The sequence below is a fragment of the Jatrophihabitans sp. genome (assembly GCF_051960575.1).
GTDB lineage: Bacteria > Actinomycetota > Actinomycetes > Mycobacteriales > Jatrophihabitantaceae > JBQCEE01.
The window spans coordinates 1-14,938 of record NZ_JBQCEE010000160.1 but is presented as its reverse complement, the minus strand read 5'-3'; the positions used below and the strand labels follow the sequence as shown (position 1 = coordinate 14,938).

15 protein-coding genes are annotated in these 14,938 nt (G+C 73.4%); 9 read left to right on the top strand and 6 right to left on the bottom strand.

Features of this window, described 5'->3' with window-relative positions; all coding sequences use genetic code 11:
* Positions 1-48: 48 nt before the first annotated feature.
* Entirely contained in the window at positions 49-1,590 is a 1,542-nt protein-coding gene (locus ACTHMS_RS09190; protein ID WP_440306358.1) for a hypothetical protein, read from the bottom strand.
* Positions 1,591-1,842: 252 nt separating this feature from the next.
* Here ACTHMS_RS09190 and ACTHMS_RS09185 point away from each other — a divergent pair, with 252 nt between their 5' ends.
* From ACTHMS_RS09185 to ACTHMS_RS09170, 4 genes are all read left to right on the top strand, one after another.
* Positions 1,843-2,526 carry a PepSY domain-containing protein gene (locus tag ACTHMS_RS09185; protein ID WP_440306357.1) on the top strand — a complete coding sequence of 228 codons (684 nt, stop codon included), beginning with the start codon at positions 1,843-1,845 and terminating at the stop codon, positions 2,524-2,526.
* A 107-nt stretch (positions 2,527-2,633) separates the two neighbouring features.
* Positions 2,634-4,703, top strand: a complete 2,070-nt coding sequence (gene pta / locus ACTHMS_RS09180; RefSeq protein ID WP_440306356.1) for a phosphate acetyltransferase — start codon at positions 2,634-2,636, stop codon at positions 4,701-4,703.
* Entirely contained in the window at positions 4,700-5,899 is a 1,200-nt protein-coding gene (locus ACTHMS_RS09175) for an acetate/propionate family kinase (protein ID WP_440306355.1), read from the top strand. Before pta ends, ACTHMS_RS09175 begins: the two co-directional genes overlap by 4 nt.
* 3 nt (positions 5,900-5,902) lie before the next feature.
* Positions 5,903-6,193 carry a putative quinol monooxygenase gene (locus tag ACTHMS_RS09170; RefSeq protein WP_440306354.1) on the top strand — a complete coding sequence of 97 codons (291 nt, stop codon included), beginning with the start codon at positions 5,903-5,905 and terminating at the stop codon, positions 6,191-6,193.
* Positions 6,194-6,277: 84 nt separating this feature from the next.
* On the opposite strand, the gene ACTHMS_RS09165 is transcribed toward ACTHMS_RS09170, so the two are convergent.
* Positions 6,278-7,216, bottom strand: coding sequence for a D-alanyl-D-alanine carboxypeptidase family protein (locus ACTHMS_RS09165; protein ID WP_440306353.1), 939 nt, complete (start codon positions 7,214-7,216; stop codon positions 6,278-6,280).
* Between the two features lie 111 nt (positions 7,217-7,327).
* Here ACTHMS_RS09165 and ACTHMS_RS09160 point away from each other — a divergent pair, with 111 nt between their 5' ends.
* Together ACTHMS_RS09160 and ACTHMS_RS09155 are read left to right on the top strand one after the other, a co-directional pair.
* Positions 7,328-7,987, top strand: coding sequence for a response regulator transcription factor (locus tag ACTHMS_RS09160; protein ID WP_440306352.1), 660 nt, complete (start codon positions 7,328-7,330; stop codon positions 7,985-7,987).
* Positions 7,987-9,060: a sensor histidine kinase gene (locus ACTHMS_RS09155; RefSeq protein ID WP_440306351.1), complete on the top strand. Its 1,074-nt coding sequence runs from the start codon at positions 7,987-7,989 to the stop codon at positions 9,058-9,060. The genes ACTHMS_RS09160 and ACTHMS_RS09155 overlap by 1 nt, the downstream gene beginning before the upstream one ends.
* 11 nt (positions 9,061-9,071) lie before the next feature.
* Here the strand turns inward: ACTHMS_RS09155 and ACTHMS_RS09150 are convergent, their stop codons facing one another.
* From ACTHMS_RS09150 to ACTHMS_RS09135, 4 genes are all read right to left on the bottom strand, one after another.
* Positions 9,072-9,344, bottom strand: coding sequence for a DUF6199 family natural product biosynthesis protein (locus ACTHMS_RS09150; protein ID WP_440306350.1), 273 nt, complete (start codon positions 9,342-9,344; stop codon positions 9,072-9,074).
* A 75-nt stretch (positions 9,345-9,419) separates the two neighbouring features.
* The gene (locus tag ACTHMS_RS09145; protein WP_440306349.1) at positions 9,420-10,289 is read right to left on the bottom strand and encodes an NAD(P)H-hydrate dehydratase; all 870 of its coding nucleotides are present in this window, start codon (positions 10,287-10,289) and stop codon (positions 9,420-9,422) included.
* Positions 10,286-11,053: a histidine phosphatase family protein gene (locus ACTHMS_RS09140; protein WP_440306348.1), complete on the bottom strand. Its 768-nt coding sequence runs from the start codon at positions 11,051-11,053 to the stop codon at positions 10,286-10,288. The genes ACTHMS_RS09145 and ACTHMS_RS09140 overlap by 4 nt, the downstream gene beginning before the upstream one ends.
* Positions 11,054-11,091: 38 nt before the next feature.
* Positions 11,092-11,391, bottom strand: coding sequence for a hypothetical protein (locus ACTHMS_RS09135; protein ID WP_440306347.1), 300 nt, complete (start codon positions 11,389-11,391; stop codon positions 11,092-11,094).
* A 162-nt stretch (positions 11,392-11,553) separates the two neighbouring features.
* Here ACTHMS_RS09135 and ACTHMS_RS09130 point away from each other — a divergent pair, with 162 nt between their 5' ends.
* The 3 genes from ACTHMS_RS09130 to ACTHMS_RS09120 form a co-directional block, all read left to right on the top strand.
* Entirely contained in the window at positions 11,554-12,582 is a 1,029-nt protein-coding gene (locus ACTHMS_RS09130) for an alpha/beta hydrolase (protein WP_440306346.1), read from the top strand.
* A 6-nt stretch (positions 12,583-12,588) separates the two neighbouring features.
* Positions 12,589-13,908 carry an alpha/beta hydrolase gene (locus tag ACTHMS_RS09125; protein WP_440306345.1) on the top strand — a complete coding sequence of 440 codons (1,320 nt, stop codon included), beginning with the start codon at positions 12,589-12,591 and terminating at the stop codon, positions 13,906-13,908.
* A gap of 113 nt (positions 13,909-14,021) precedes the next feature.
* The coding region (locus ACTHMS_RS09120; protein WP_440306344.1) for a DUF222 domain-containing protein at positions 14,022-14,938 on the top strand (917 nt) is incomplete at its 3' end.

Sequence of the window (14,938 nt, the reverse complement as noted above, 5' to 3'; positions counted from 1 at the left end):
CTCGGTGCGGCCCTGCTGGTCGTGCTCCGACGGTTGCTGCGGTAGGCGCTACTCGCCGGCGAGTTCGTACGTCCCGGGCGCGGGGACGCTCAGCACCGTCCAGCCATCGGGCGCAGGGGCGATCGTGCCGCCGCGGTCGACGTCCAGGTACTCGGAGTACCGCACCCGCACATGCACCGTGCAGGCGCACGGCGAGCGGAACGTCAACGTCGACTGGGTCGCCGTGAGCAGCCGCGCGGGCGCGGCGACGATCGGCGTGGGCCGGCTGACGCGGTAGAGCGTCCATGTCGCGTCCCGCCAGACCGGACGCAGGTAGCCGAGCCCGTGGGCGACCAACAGGTACTCGCGGTCGATCCGGTCGGGTGAGCGCCGGTCGAAGGCGAGGTAGCCGACGGCGTTGTCATCGAGCCAGCTGCGGTACCTGGACGCGTCCAGCCGGGCCGAGGTCAGCACGGCGTCGTACCGGTTCAGCGTCTGCGTCTCCCACCCGGTGGCGAGCGCCGCGCGATCGAGCAGGGCGTAGCTGGCGGTGTGGAAGCTCCGGCTCTGGACGACCTCGAGCCGGTACTGCGGCAGGTCGCGCACGTGCAGCAGTTCGGCGCGCAGGCCGTCGTAGTACGACGGCTCGGCGGCGGGACGCGTGGCGACCCGCACGTCGTGCACGGTCATGAGCCCGCCCGCGACCACCGCCGGCGCGACGAGCAGCACGGCGAACCGGCGCGAGACCGACGCGGTCGCCGCGACCGCGACGGGCAGCGCGATGTACGCCAGCCGTCCGAGGCTCGACCCGAGCCCGTTCGGCACGAGCATCACCACCGGCGCCGCGACGACGGTGGCGACGACCACCATGCGCACGGCCCGGTGCGGGCGGGCGAGCAGCAGCAACACCCCGCACCCGACGATGCCGAGCACCGACGGCAGCCGGAACGTCGCCGGCCCGGGCGAGCCGAACAGCACGGCGACCGTGCCGAGGGTGGCGAGGGCGACCGCGCCGAGCGTCCACGCCAGGCGGCGCCGCTTCGGGTCGGTCAGGCCCGCCGCGCCCAGTCCGACGGCCAGGAACGCCGCCGCCACCGGCGACGAGGCGGCCGCGCCGAGCACCCCGACGACGGCCACGACCGGTCGGCGTTCGCGCATGCCGACGAGCGCCACCAGCGCGAAGGCGGCGCCGAGCGCGAAGGCGATGCGCCCGCTCCAGAGGCTGCACCCGGCGGTCGCCACGGTGACCCAGACGCCGAGCGACCGGTGCGCCGTCCGCACCAACAGCCGGTCGGCCAGGGGCGTGCAGGCCAGCGTCGCGAGGGCGCCCACCACCGGCGCGGTCAGCCAGGCCGAGAGCCACGGGCTCAGCACCGAGTACTGCGCCGGCGGCGAGCCACCGCCGAACCACTGGAACCAGTAGGTGAGGCCCACCCCGTGCGCGGCCGCCTCGCCGCGGGCCAGCGCGGCCTCGAGATCCGGCACCTCGGGCTGGATCACGACGAAGAGCACCGCATGCAGCGCGGTGACGAGCAGCGGGAGGCCGAGTCGCCGCCACGTCGGCGCCGGCGGCGACGGGGCGGCCGACGGCCGTTCCAGCACCTGCGTCACGCCCGCTCCGTCCGCATCGTCACGTCTCGCGCCGACCCGAGGACGTCGTCCCGATCGGCCCGCGGTCAGCCTAGGACTCCAGTCTCTGCCCGCATCGGACGCGCGCCGTCGCCGCCGGGTGCGCACGTTCAGGTTCCCGGCAGGTTCGTGGCAGCCGGGTCAGAGGTGAGGTTGCGAGAAATGGGGGCAGCGGGACGACGAACCCGCTCCCCCGCGCCGCAACGGCGCGGGACCTGACGAAAGGTGAGACCGATGACCGACAAGTCCGCGACGACGCGGCGCATCCGGGTTGCGGCCCTGCTCGGGGCCGGGCTGGCCGCCGGTGTGGTCGGGGCGACTGCCCTCGGCGCCAGTGCGCAGGGCACGACCTCCGGCAGCGGCAGCGCGACGGGCACCGCGCCGGTGAGCGGCACCTCGGGTGCCCCGACCGCGCCGGGCGACCACTGGCGCGGCGGCAACGGCGAGGTGGCGGTCACCGGTACCAAGGCCGACCAGCTCAAGGCCGCCGCGCTGAAGCAGGTGCCGGGCGGCACCGTCGACAGCGTCACCACCGAGACCGACGACGCCGCCGCCGCCTACGAGGTGCACGTGACCAAGGCCGACGGCACCCACGTGACGGTGCTGTTCGACAAGGACCTCGCCTACGTCTCGACCGAGACCGGCGGGCCGGGTGCCCGCAGCGGACCGGGCGGGCACGGCGGTCCCGGCGGACCCGGCGGCGGCAACGGCGAGACGCCGGTGACCGGCGCCAAGGCGACGACGCTGACCAAGGCGGCACTCGCCAAGGTGCCGGGTGCGACGGTCGAGCAGGTCAGCACCGACAGTGGCGACGCCGCCTACGAGGTGCACCTCAGGAAGTCCGACGGCAGCGAGGTCACCGTCAAGTTCGACAAGGACCTCGCCTACGTCGCGACCGAGGACGGCCGCGGCAAGTAGGCCGTCCCCCGCCCCCCACGTGCGGTCCTCCAGGACGCGGTCACGCGACCGCACGTGGGGGGACGGGATACCTCGGGCGTCCGCGCCCGCCATGAGACAGTGACGCCGTGACCCGTGCGCGCAGCCTCTACGTGGCCGCGAGCGAGGGCGACACGGGCAAGTCGACGATCGCCCTCGGCGTCCTGCAACTGCTCATCCGCTTCCTGCCGCGCGTCGCCGTCTTCCGCCCCGTGGCCCGCTCGGTCGACGAGCCCGACTACGTGCTCGACCTGCTGCTGCACCAACCCGGCGTCATCCCGCTCACCTACGACGAGTGCGTCGGCAGCACCTACCACGAGGTGCTCGGCGACCCCGACGCCGCGCTCGGACAGATCATCGGCCGTTACCACGAGGTCGAGAAGCGCGCGGACGCGGTGCTCATCGTCGGCAGCGACTACAGCGACGTCGCGAGCCCGGTCGAGCTCGCCTTCAACGGACGCGTCGCGGTGAACCTCGGCGCCCCGGTGCTGCTCGTGGTCAGCGGGCTCGGCCGCACACCCGAGGTGATCCGGCAGATCGCCGACGTCGCGCGGACGGCGCTCGAGGCGGCGCACGCGCACCTGCTCGGCCTCGCCGTGAACCGGTGCGACGGCGACCTGGACGCGGTGCGGTCGGCGCTCGCCGACGGCTACCGCGTCTGGGCGCTGCCGGAGGAGCCGCTGCTCAGCGCACCGACCATGGGCGCGCTGCTGCAGGCGGTGCAGGGGCAGCTCGCGGTCGGCGACGAGCAGTTGCTGGCGCGCGAGGTGCGCGACGTGACGGTCGGCGCGATGACGATCGAGCACCTGCTCGACCGGCTGGTCGACGGGCAGGTCGTGATCACGCCCGGCGACCGCACCGACGTGGTGCTCGGGCTGCTCGCCGCCCATGCGGCCCGCGACTTCCCCTCGTTGGCCGGGATCATCCTCAACGGCGGGTACCGGCTCACGCCGACCGTCGGCCGCCTCGTCCAGGCGCTCGACCCCGCCCTGCCGATCATCACCACCGAGCTGCGCACCGTCGAGGCGGCGTCGGCGGTGAACTCGGTGCGCGGGCGGCTCACCCGGTCGTCCCAACGCAAGATCGACACGGCGCTCGCGCTCTTCGACGCGCACGTCGACCCGAGCGAGCTGACCGGCATCCTCGACGTCGAGCGCAGCGACGTCGTCACGCCGTTGATGTTCGAGTACGACCTCTTCGACCGTGCGCGGGTCGAGCGGAAGCACGTCGTGCTGCCCGAGGGCGACGACGACCGCGTGCTGCGGGCCGCGGGCACGCTGCTGCAGCGGCAGGTCGTCGACCTCACCATCCTCGGCGACGAGACCGGCGTGCGGGCCCGCGCGGCCGAGCTCGGGCTCGACCTCTCGGCCGCCACCGTCGTCGACCCGCACACCAGCCCGCTGCGCGAGCGGTTCGCGCAGGCGTACGCCGCACTGCGCGAGCACAAGGGCATGACCCTCGAACTCGCCCGCGACGTCGTCACCTCGGTGTCGTACTTCGGCACGCTGATGGTCGAGCAGGGTCTCGCCGACGGCATGGTGTCGGGCGCCCGGCACACCACGGCCGACACCATCCGGCCGGCGTTCGAGATCATCCGCGTGCAGCCCGACACCTCGATCGTGTCGAGCGTGTTCCTGATGTGCCTCGAGGACAAGGTGCTCGTCTACGGCGACTGCGCCGTGAACCCCGACCCGACCGCCGAACAGCTCGCCGACATCGCGATCTCGTCCGCGGCGACGGCGGCGCAGTTCGGCATCGAGCCGCGCATCGCGATGCTGTCGTACTCGACGGGCTCGTCGGGCCACGGCGCCGACGTCGACAAAGTGCGTACCGCCACCGACCTGGTGCGGCAGCGGCGTCCGGACCTCTCGGTCGAGGGGCCGATCCAGTACGACGCCGCCGTCGACGCGTCGGTGGCGCGCACCAAGCTGCCCGAGTCGGCGGTCGCCGGACGCGCCTCGGTCTTCATCTTCCCCGACCTCAACACCGGCAACAACACGTACAAGGCGGTGCAGCGCTCAGCCGGCGCGGTGGCCATCGGCCCGGTGCTGCAGGGGTTGCGGCGCCCCGTGAACGACCTGTCCCGCGGCGCGACGGTCGAGGACATCATCAACACCGTCGTCATCACGGCGCTGCAGGCCCAGGCGGTCACCGCGTGAACGTGCTGGTGATCAATTCGGGTTCGTCGTCGCTGAAGTACCAACTCGTCGACCCGACCGACGGCAGGGTCTCCGCGAGCGGTCTGGTCGAGCGGATCGGCGAGTCGTCGTCGACCCTGCGGCACACGCACGGCGGCCGCACCGAACAGCGGGACGACCGGGTCGCCGACCACGCCGCCGCGTTGCAACAGGTGTTGCACGCCTTCGACGAGTTCGGCCCGCGCCTGGCGGACACCGACATCGGCGCGGTCGGGCACCGGGCCGTGCACGGCGGGGACGTCTTCAGCGGGCCGACCGTGATCGACGACGACGTTGTCGACCGCATCGACGCGCTCGCACCGCTCGCGCCACTGCACAACCCGGCCAACGCCACCGGCATCCGCGTCGCGCGCCGGCTGCTGCCCGACGTGCCGCACGTCGCCGTCTTCGACACCGCCTTCTTCCGCACGCTGCCGCCGGCGGCGTCGACCTACGCGATCGACCGGGACGTCGCCGAGCGGTACGGCATCCACCGCTACGGGTTCCACGGCACGAGCCACCAGTACGTCTCGCAGCAGGTGGCGCGTGTGCTCGGCCGGCCGCTCGAGCAGCTGCACCAGATCGTGCTGCACCTCGGCAACGGCGCGAGTGCGTCGGCGGTGCGCGGTGGTGTGGCCGTCGAGACGTCCATGGGGCTGACCCCGCTCGAGGGACTGGTGATGGGCACGCGTCCGGGTGATGTCGATCCGGGCGTGCTGCTGCATCTGTTGAGGCAGGGCGTGAGCGGCGACGACGTCGACACGCTGCTCAACCGCGACTCGGGCATCAAGGGGCTGTCGGGCGTCACCGACTTCCGCGAGCTCACCGAACGGCGCGACGCCGGCGACGAGGCGGCGACCCTCGCCTTCGACGTCTACGTGCACCGCCTGCGCAAGTACATCGGCGCGTACACCGCCGTGCTCGGTACGGTCGACGCGCTGACCTTCACGGCGGGCGTCGGCGAGAACGCCCCCGCCGTGCGCGCCGCCGTGTGCGCGGGGCTCGAGCCGCTCGGCTACCGCGTCGACCCCGACCGCGACGCGGCACGCGAGCACGGTGCCCGGGTGATCTCGCCCGACGGCGCACCCGTCGCCGTGCTCGTCGTGCCCACCAACGAGGAACTCGCCATCGCCCGGCAGACCGCCGCCGCGATCACGTCGCACCCAACGGAAGGCTGAACCATGTCACTGCCCGTCGTCGCCGTCATCACCGCCAAGCCCGGCACCGAGACCGTGCTGCGCGACGCGCTCGTCGCCCTCGCGGCGGCCAGCCGCGACGAGGAGGGCTGCCTGGCCTACGAGGTGCTGCAGTCGACCACGGACGCAACGGTGTTCGTCACCGTCGAGGACTGGCGCGACCAGGCCGACCTGCAGGCGCACATGCACAGCGCGCACATGCAGCAGGCGATGGCGGCGGCCGGCGACGCGTTCGCCGGGGCGCCCGTGATCCACACCCTGACCAAGGTGGGCTGACCCGCCAGACGCTTGATCATGGCGGTCCGGTGCACCGCCCGCGGTCCACCGGACCGCCATGATCAAGCCCTGCCGTACCGACCGTCACGGGTGCACGGGGTCGGGCGCGAGCCGGTCGACGAGCTGCTTCGCCGCGTACAGCGCCGCGTCGACGAGCCGGTGCCCCTGCTGCCCGAGCACCACGCCGATGACCGACACGTTGACGCCCCCGATCGAGCGGTAGACGAGGAACGCGAAGCAGCCGCCCGCGGCGTCGTCCGACCCCGTCTTGAGGCCGGCGAACCCCGCCGTACCGACGAGGTGATCGGTGTTGTGGACGACGCCCGCGACCGGCAGCCGGTAGTCGGCCACGCGCACCATCGCGCGCAGCGTCGGGTCGTCGGCGAACGCCTCGGCCACCAGCAACTGGTCACGCGCCGTCGAGACGGTGTGCGCGTCGAATCCGCTCGGGTCGGTGTAGGTCGTGTCGGGCATGCCGAGCTCGTGGGCCCGGCGGTTCATGCGGTCGACGAAGGCGGGCACCGACCCGGCGACGCGGTCGGCGAGCACGATGGCGATGTTGTTGGCCGAGGGCAGCAGCAGGGCCATGAGCGCCTGCCGTTCGGTGAGCCGCTCACCGGCCGCGACTGGCACGACCGACTCGTCGCGCAGGTGCCGGGCCGCGGTGTCGGCGACGTCGGCGGCGGTGATCGTGATGGTGCGTCCGTCGGCGGTCGGATCGAGCGGCCAGGCGTCGACGACGAGCAGCGCGGTCATCATCTTGGCGAGGCTGGCGATGGGCACCGGGCGTTCGCCGGCGCTGGCGTGCGGGGTCTCGTCCCCGATGCGGTAGGCGCCCTGGCCCCGCTGTGGCCAGCCGTCGGTGGACAGGTAGTGCCGGCCGGCGTCGTCCCAGGCCTGGTGCAGCAGCACCGCCCCGGTGCCGGCGAGGACGGCGACGACGAGCAGCAGCGTGAGCAGGATCGGTCCGCGGCGGCGGCGCAGCACGGACGGCGTGTCATCTGGAGCGGTGAGCGTGATCATGCCGGGCAGCGTGGCCGCGCGGCGTTATCGTCGGCCTTCGACCGCTGCTTATGCCGCGCTTATGCCGGCGCGGCAAGGCTGGCGCCGACCGACGAGGATCCTGGAGGACGCGTGCGGGTGCTGCTCGCCGACGACGAGCGGCTGCTGGCCGACACCGTGGCCTCGGGGCTGCGGAAGCTGGCCATGGCCGTCGACGTCTGTTACGACGGGCTCGGCGCCATCGAGCGGCTCGGGGTGAACCGCTACGACGTGGCGGTGCTCGACCGCGACATGCCCGGCGCGACCGGTGACGACGTCTGCCGCTGGCTCGTCCGCGAGGGCGTCGGCACCCGGGTGCTCATCCTGACCGCCGCGAGCAGCGTCCGCGACCGGGTCGAGGGGCTCGGGCTCGGCGCCGACGACTACCTCGTCAAGCCGTTCGCCTTCGCCGAACTGGTGGCCCGCGTGCAGGCGCTCGGCCGTCGCCCGCCGGCCGGCGCGGCGCCGGTGCTCGACCGTGAGGGTGTCGTGCTCGACGTGCCGAAGCACCGCGCCTTCCGCGACGGGCTGCCGCTCGACCTCACGCCGAAGGAGTTCGCGGTGCTGTCGGTGCTGATGCGCGCCGACGGCGATGTCGTCAGCGCCGAGGAGCTGCTCGAGAAGGCGTGGGACGAGCACGCCGACCCGTTCACGAACGCGGTGCGCGTGGCGATCATGACGTTGCGCCGCAAGCTCGGCGACCCGCCGGTGGTGCACACCGTGCCGCGGGTCGGCTACCGGTTCGGCGCCTGATGCGGCTCACCGCGCGGCGCCGCGCGTTGCTCGCGATCATCGTCACCTGGCCGCTGGCGTACTACTACGTCGACTGGGGCACGATTGTGCTCGAGAACGTGGTGCGCGTCTGGCGTGCCGGGTACGTGCAGTGCAACAACCGTGTCGAGGCCGTCTCGAACGCCTGCGACCCGCAGCACTACAGCTACCTCGCCGCGTGGGCCGAGCTGCTCGGCGGCACGGCGCTCGTGCTCGCGGTCGCGTACCTGCTGGCCCGCTGGGTGCTGCTGCCGGTGCGCGACGTCGCCGCGACGGTCGGCCGGTTCGGGCCGAACAGCCTCGGTCTGCGGCTGCGTCCCGACGGCCCGCGCGACGAGCTGCGGCGGCTCGGCGACGAGATCGACGCCCTGCTCGACCGACTGGCCGAGGGCTACGAGGCGCAGCGCCGCTTCGCCGCCAGCGCGTCGCACGAACTGCGCACGCCGCTCGCGACGCAGCGGGCCCTGATCGAGATCAGCCTCGCCGCGCCACTGACCGACGAACAGCTCGGGCTGCTGTCGCGCCAGCTGCTGTCGACGAACGAGCGCAACGAACGGCTGGTCGACGGCCTGCTCACCCTCGCCGAGACCGACCGCGGCCTGCTCACCGACGTGCCACTGCGCCTCGACGCCGTGGTCGCGGACGTCGTCGAGACGCTGCGCCCGTCGGCCGCCGAGCGCGGCATCGAGCTCGACGTGATGCTCGAGCCCATCACCGTGCACGGCGAGCAGGCGCTGCTCGAACGGCTCGCGGCGAACCTCGTCGGCAACGCGCTGAAGTACAACGAACGTGGTGGACGCGTCGAGGTGCGCGTCACCGCCGACGGTCGGTTGTGCGTGGGCAACACCGGGCCGGTCGTGCCGCCGGAGGCGGTCGCCGGGTTGTTCGAGCCGTTCCGGCGCCTGGCCGGCGAGCGACTCGACCACGGCGGCGGGGTCGGGCTCGGGCTCACCATCGCCCGCTCGATCACCGCCGCGCACCGCGGCACGATCACCGCCCAGGCACGGCCCGCCGGCGGGCTGGACGTCGAGGTGCGGCTGCGCCCACAGCCCTGACCGTCCGCCGGTCAGTGCGTCGCCGCGACGACGAGGAGGACGACGCCGACGATCACGAACACCACGGCGATGCCGCGCACGAGCCGGAGTCCGGCGGCGCTCGGCTCCATCGCGTCCGGATGCTTGTACTGCCAGCGGTTCCACTGCCACTGCAGTTGCGGACGCGCGACGAAGAGCAGTCCGACGACGATGAACACCGGGCCGGCGACCCAGGCCCAGGTGGTGCCGTGCCCGCCACTCGATCCGTGCGCCGGCACCGGCACCGCTCGGACGACCTCGTCCACGCGTCCCCTCGCTGCCACCGCGACCCCCTCGGCCTCCGGCGCACTCCTACCCGCGCGACGGCCGGGCCGAACCGGTCAGGCCCGCAGTTCGCTCATGACGAGCGGCACCTCGTCCAGCAGCTCACGGGCCAGGAAGCCGAGCCGGCCGATGCGCGCGGCCAGCCGGTCACCGGCTGCCTTGTGCAGGTACGTCGCCCAGCAGGCGGCCTGGTCGAGGTCGGCGCCGCGGGCGAGCAGGCCGACGAGCACGCCGGTGAGCACGTCGCCGCTGCCCGAGGTGCCGAGCCCCGAGTGGCCTGCCTCGACGGTGAAGAGCCGATCGCGTGGGCCGACGACGACGCCCGAGTAGCTCACCGTCGCGTCGTAGGTGCGCGCGATCTCGCGGGCGACGTCCTCGTCGTCCTCGTCGTCGACGATCTCGCGGTCGAGCAGGTGCGCGGCCTCGGCGTCGTTCGGGGTGAGCACACGGCGGCTCGCGGCCATGAGCGAGCGGTCCTGCGCGAGCACGCCCAGGGCGAACGCGTCATACGCGACGGTGTCGGAAGCGTCGTCGGCTCCGGCGACCGCCTGCAGCACCATGCGCGTGCGCTCGGGTGTGGTGAGACCCGGACCGACGAGCACCGCCGTCGCGCGACCCAGGTAGCCCGCGAGCCGGTCACGGCTCTCGTCGGTCATCGCGCCGCCGGAGTCCTCGTGCCAGCCGAGCACGCTGCTCTCGGGCACCGCGACGGCGAGCGCCGGTGCCACCGCGGCGGGCACGACCATCGACAGCACCCCGGCGCCGGCGCGTAGCGCGGCGAGGCCGGCGAGCAGGCAGGCCCCGGGCGTCGTCTCGTCGCCGCCGATGACGACGACCTGCCCGCGTCCGCGCTTCGAGCCCGACTGCTCGTCCAACGCCCACGACCGCAGCAGCCCGGCCGTGACCGGTTGCGGTGTCGTCGTCACGAGGTCGCCGCCGTCGCCTCGGGGCGCGGGTGCACGGGGCTCGGCGCCGCGCCGTGGGTCGTGCGCAGATCGTCGCCGTCGGCGAGCAGATGGTCCTGCTGGTTCGACGCCCGCAGCTGCCAGGTCGCCTCGTCGGCACGCACCAGCCAGGTGAGCGAGGCGTTGGCGACCGGGTCGACCCGCGACTGTTCGAGCACGGTGGCCTCGTCCTGCTCGAGGCAGATGTAGCGGAACAGGGCGATCACCGAGTCGTGCGCCACGACCAGCAACCGTTCGCCGTCGGTGCGCACATCGCATTCGAGCAGGAATGCGCGAAGTCGTAGGGCGATGTCGGCCCACGACTCGCCGCCCGGTGCACGGTAGTAGAACTTGCCGAGCCATTCGCGCCGCTGCCGCTCCTGCGGGTAGCGGGTACGTACCCCGAGCGACGTGAGCGTGTCGAGGACGCCGAGTTCCTTGTCGCGCAGCCGTTCGTCGACCTGCAGTCGCACGGACGACCCCGCTGCCGCGAGCACGCCCTCGGCGGTCTGCCGCGCGCGCAGGTAGGGCGAGGTGTAGGCACGGGTGGGTCTGCGCTCGGGCGGCTGCGCCGCGAACCAGCGGCCGAGGGCGGCCGCCTGCTGCCGGCCGAGACCGGACAGGGGCACGTCGGCATCGCGCGCCTCGACCGCGATCACCTCGGCCCGCGCCTGTTCCGCGGCCTCGCGCGCGACGTTGGCCGTGCTCTCCCCGTGCCGCACCAGCAGCAGCTCTCGCACCGTCATACGAGGCTCCTACCCCGCCGACGGCCCGACGCCGCGGATCACGACCCGCCGGTCGTCCCCTGGGCCGGTTGCGTGGTCGGGACGACGGTGGGCACCGACGCGGTCGGTGTGCTCGCAGCACTCGACGCGGCGCTCGTCGTCGGTGACACCGTGGTGCCGGTCGGCACCGTCGCCGGCGAGGCGGCGGTCGACGCGTCGTCCCGGCTCGTGACGGCGGCGAGGACGGCCGCGCCGAGCACCGAGGCCGCGACCACCGAGGCGGTGGCGGTGCGTACGCGCCGGTCGGCCCGCGTCCGGACGGCGGAGGGGGCATCGACGGAGGGTCTCTGTCCGGTCATGCGCCCACCGTGCTCGACGACCGTGACATCGGCCTCCGAACCGCCTAGCAACCGGCTGACAACGCGCCGGTGAGCCCGCTGAGTCGTCCAGCGACCACACAGTCGGCGGGCAGCAGCCTGAGGCCAGGGTCGGACGCACCGGCCGGGAACCGGGGTGGACGCGTGTTCGCAGCAGCATGGCGCGCGGCCGCATCCGTGTTGGTGATCGCCTGCGCGCTGACCGCGTGCAGCGCGGCGGGGGCGCACAGCACGACCAGCACCGGGTCACGCGTGCCGGCGCCCTCCACCGACGTGCCGCCCACGAGGCCCGTCGCGTCGTCGACCTCATCCTCCGCGCGTCCGTCCCGGCCGGCGTCGCCGTCGTCGTCGCCGACCGCCACGATCGCGGCGCTGCCGAAGCCCGGTACGGGCAGCATCGTCGAGCGCACGATCGCGGGCACGGCGGACGGCTACCAGCCGCGTCCCGCCCTGATCTACCTGCCGCCGGCCGCCGCACACCGCCGGCTGCCCGTGCTCGAGCTGCTGCACGGCACGCCGGGATCGCCGAGCGACTGGCTGGACAAGGGCGACCTCGGCGTGATCGCGGGCGCCTTCGCGCGCGCCCACCACGGCGCGGCGCCGATCATCGTGCTGCCGGACATCAACGGCGCGCGGCGGGCCGACACCGAGTGCATCCGCACGACCTCGGGTGGCGACGTCGAGCGCTACCTCGCGCACACCGTGCCGGCGTGGATCACGGCGCACCTCCCGGCCGAGACGGGCGCCGCGCACTGGGCGGTCGGCGGCATGTCCGAGGGCGGCACGTGCGCGCTCATGCTGGGCCTGCGCCACCCGGACGTCTTCGGCACGATGATCGACCTCAGCGGCCTGGCCCACCTCACCCTCGGCAACACCGACGACCGCGCGCGGACGACGGCCGACCTGTTCGCCGGCTCGTCGACCGCCTACGACGAGCACGACCCGCCGTGGTTGCTGGCCCATGCCCGCTTCCCGTCCACGGGCGTGTGGCTCGAGTGCGGCGCGTCCGACCGGCAGATCGTGGCCGCCCAGCGGTTGCTCGCGGTCGCAGCCCGTGGGGCCGGTGCGGCCGTCCGCGCGAGCACCGTGTCCGGCCGGCACACGTGGACGGTGTGGGACGAGGCGTTGACCAGCGCGCTGCCCTGGTCGTGGCAACGGATCGAAGGAAGCTGATCTCGGATGGGACCCGACTCCACCGTCCTGCTGGTGCTGCTCTTCCTGGCGGCGACCGCCGCCCTGGTCGGCGTCGCCCGCCTTACGCATCTCTGGACGAAACTGGTGAGCGGGCTGCTCGCCGCACTCTTCGCCGCGGTCGGCGGCATGGCGGTCGTCAACGACTATTATGGCTACTACGACTCGTGGTCGCAGCTGGCCGCCGACTTCTCGGGCAGCTACGCGAGCTTCACGACGACACCGGTGGTCGACCGCCACGTCACCGGCGTCGCGTCCGGGCGTCTCGTCCAGCTCTCCATGCCCGGGAAGGTCAGCGGCATCGACCGCTCGGGCCTGGTGTGGCTGCCGCCGCAGTACGACCAGCCGCGGTACGCGTCAACGCGGTTCCCCGTGCTCGAGCTCCTGCACGGCACGCCCGGCGCCCCGTCCGACTTCATCGTGCACCTCGGGCTGATCGGGCTGCTCGACCATCTGATGACGACCCATGCCATCGGGCCGATGGTGATCGTGATGCCGACGATGAGCCCGCGCACCGACTACCAGGAGTGCGTCGACGTGCCCGGCGCCCTCGACGACACCTACATCACGACCGACGTGCGCACCGACGTCCTCGCGCACTTCCGCGTCACCGCCGACCCCGCCGAGTGGGGCATCGCCGGCTACTCGTCCGGCGGCTACTGCGCGGCGAACCTCGCCCTGCGGCATCCCGCCGACTTCGGTGCGTCCGGGGTGCTCGACGGGTACTTCCGCCCGACCGACGGCCCGGCTGCCGCGGCGTTGCACGACAACCCGGCCGCCGAGGCCGCGAACAACCCGCTGCTCGCCGCCGGCCGGCTCGGCCGCGACGCCGCTCCCCTGCCCTCGTTCTGGCTCTCGGCCGGCAGCGGCGACGCCGCCGACCTCGCCGCCGCGAAGGCCTTCGTCCGGGCGCTGCACGGCGTCGAGCAGGTTGCCCTGAACGAGCAGCCGGGTGCCGCGCACAACTTCTACGCCTGGCGGGCGTCGCTCCCCCGCGTGCTCGCCTGGATGTGGACGCAGCTCGCCCCGCCCGACCTGCGGGTGCTCAACCCGATCGCCGGTCCGCCGCAGGAGCAGCAGCTGAACGGGTACGGCTACGGGCGGAACCGACGGGCCGAGCTCACCCATTCGCAGCGCCACGACCCGGCGCTGCCGTCGAGTGCCGGTGCGCCCTCGACGAGCGGCTCGCCGTCGCGGTCGTCGTCGCCGTCGAAGTCCCCGTCGCGGTTGCCATCGACGTCGCAGTCGCCGTCGCCTTCGAGGTCGCGATCGCAGTCGCCGTCGCCCGCGGCGTCACCGACGAGGTGAGACGGCAGCGACTCGATTGGCGCGCTGCCAACACAACGGAAACCGTTGCGCCGTAATGGTTTTCGTAGTGGAAACACTTGCTTTTCGAACGCTTCTTCGGGTAGACTGACCGCATGGTGGCACCGGCGGTGGAGGCGTGGACGCTTCCGGCCGGGCATGCCGAGGTGGACGGGCTGCTGGGGTCGTCGACGGCGTTGTTGTCCGAGGCCGAGTTGCTGGGCGCGGTGCGGTCGGTGGAGGCGTTGCGGTGCCGGTTGGCGGCGGTGGATGCGGCGGTGATCGCCGAGCTCGACCGGCGTGATGTGGCCTCGAGGCATTCGCAGCGGTCGACGAAGGCGTTGCTGCATGCGACGTTGCGGATCAACTCCGCCGAGGCCGCGGCGCGGGTGAAGGCGGCGGCGATGGTCGGGCCGCGGCAGGCGTTCGCGACCGGCGAGCCGCTGGACGCGGCGTTCCCGCAGACGGCGTCCGCGTTGGCCGAGGGTGTGATCAACGCCGAGCACGCCCGGGTCATCGCCGCGTGCATCAGCGAACTGCCGGCCGGTGTCCGCGAGCAGGCGCATGATCATGTCGAGGCGCTGCTGCTGCGCGAGGCCGCCGAGTCCGACCCCGGCGTGGTCCGGCAACTCGGCCAGCAGGTCCACACCCACCTCGACCCCGACGGCAAGCTCGCTGATGACCGGCTGGCCCAGCAGTCGCGTGGGCTGGATCTGCGGGTGCGTCCGGACGGGTCGTCGGTGCTGCGCGGTGACCTGACCCCGGAGGCCACCGAACGGCTCCGCACCCTGCTCGACGCGATCACCCACCCCCGCAACCTCGACCCCGACAGCGGCGACCCCGACAGCGGCGATCGCAGCGCAGTCGATGAGCCAGGCGAGGCCGACGCCACCGAGGGGTTGTCGTTCGGGGACGTGAACGATTCGATCACCCCGCCGCCGGCATCCGGGCCGGTCCGGGACACCCGCACCGCCACCCAGCGCCGGCACGACGGGTTCCTGCAGCTGCTGCGGCTGCTGCAGGCCAACGGGGC

Excerpts from the sequence above, each read along its gene's own strand:
- ACTHMS_RS09185 (WP_440306357.1), top strand. The coding sequence starts at position 1,843 with ATGACCGACAAGTCCGCGACGACGCGGCGCATCCGGGTTGCGGCCCTG.
- ACTHMS_RS09170 (WP_440306354.1), top strand. The coding sequence starts at position 5,903 with ATGTCACTGCCCGTCGTCGCCGTCATCACCGCCAAGCCCGGCACCGAG.
- ACTHMS_RS09165 (WP_440306353.1), bottom strand. The coding sequence starts at position 7,216 with ATGATCACGCTCACCGCTCCAGATGACACGCCGTCCGTGCTGCGCCGC.
- ACTHMS_RS09155 (WP_440306351.1), top strand. The coding sequence starts at position 7,987 with ATGCGGCTCACCGCGCGGCGCCGCGCGTTGCTCGCGATCATCGTCACC.
- ACTHMS_RS09140 (WP_440306348.1), bottom strand. The coding sequence starts at position 11,053 with ATGACGGTGCGAGAGCTGCTGCTGGTGCGGCACGGGGAGAGCACGGCC.
- ACTHMS_RS09135 (WP_440306347.1), bottom strand. The coding sequence starts at position 11,391 with ATGACCGGACAGAGACCCTCCGTCGATGCCCCCTCCGCCGTCCGGACG.
- ACTHMS_RS09125 (WP_440306345.1), top strand. The coding sequence starts at position 12,589 with ATGGGACCCGACTCCACCGTCCTGCTGGTGCTGCTCTTCCTGGCGGCG.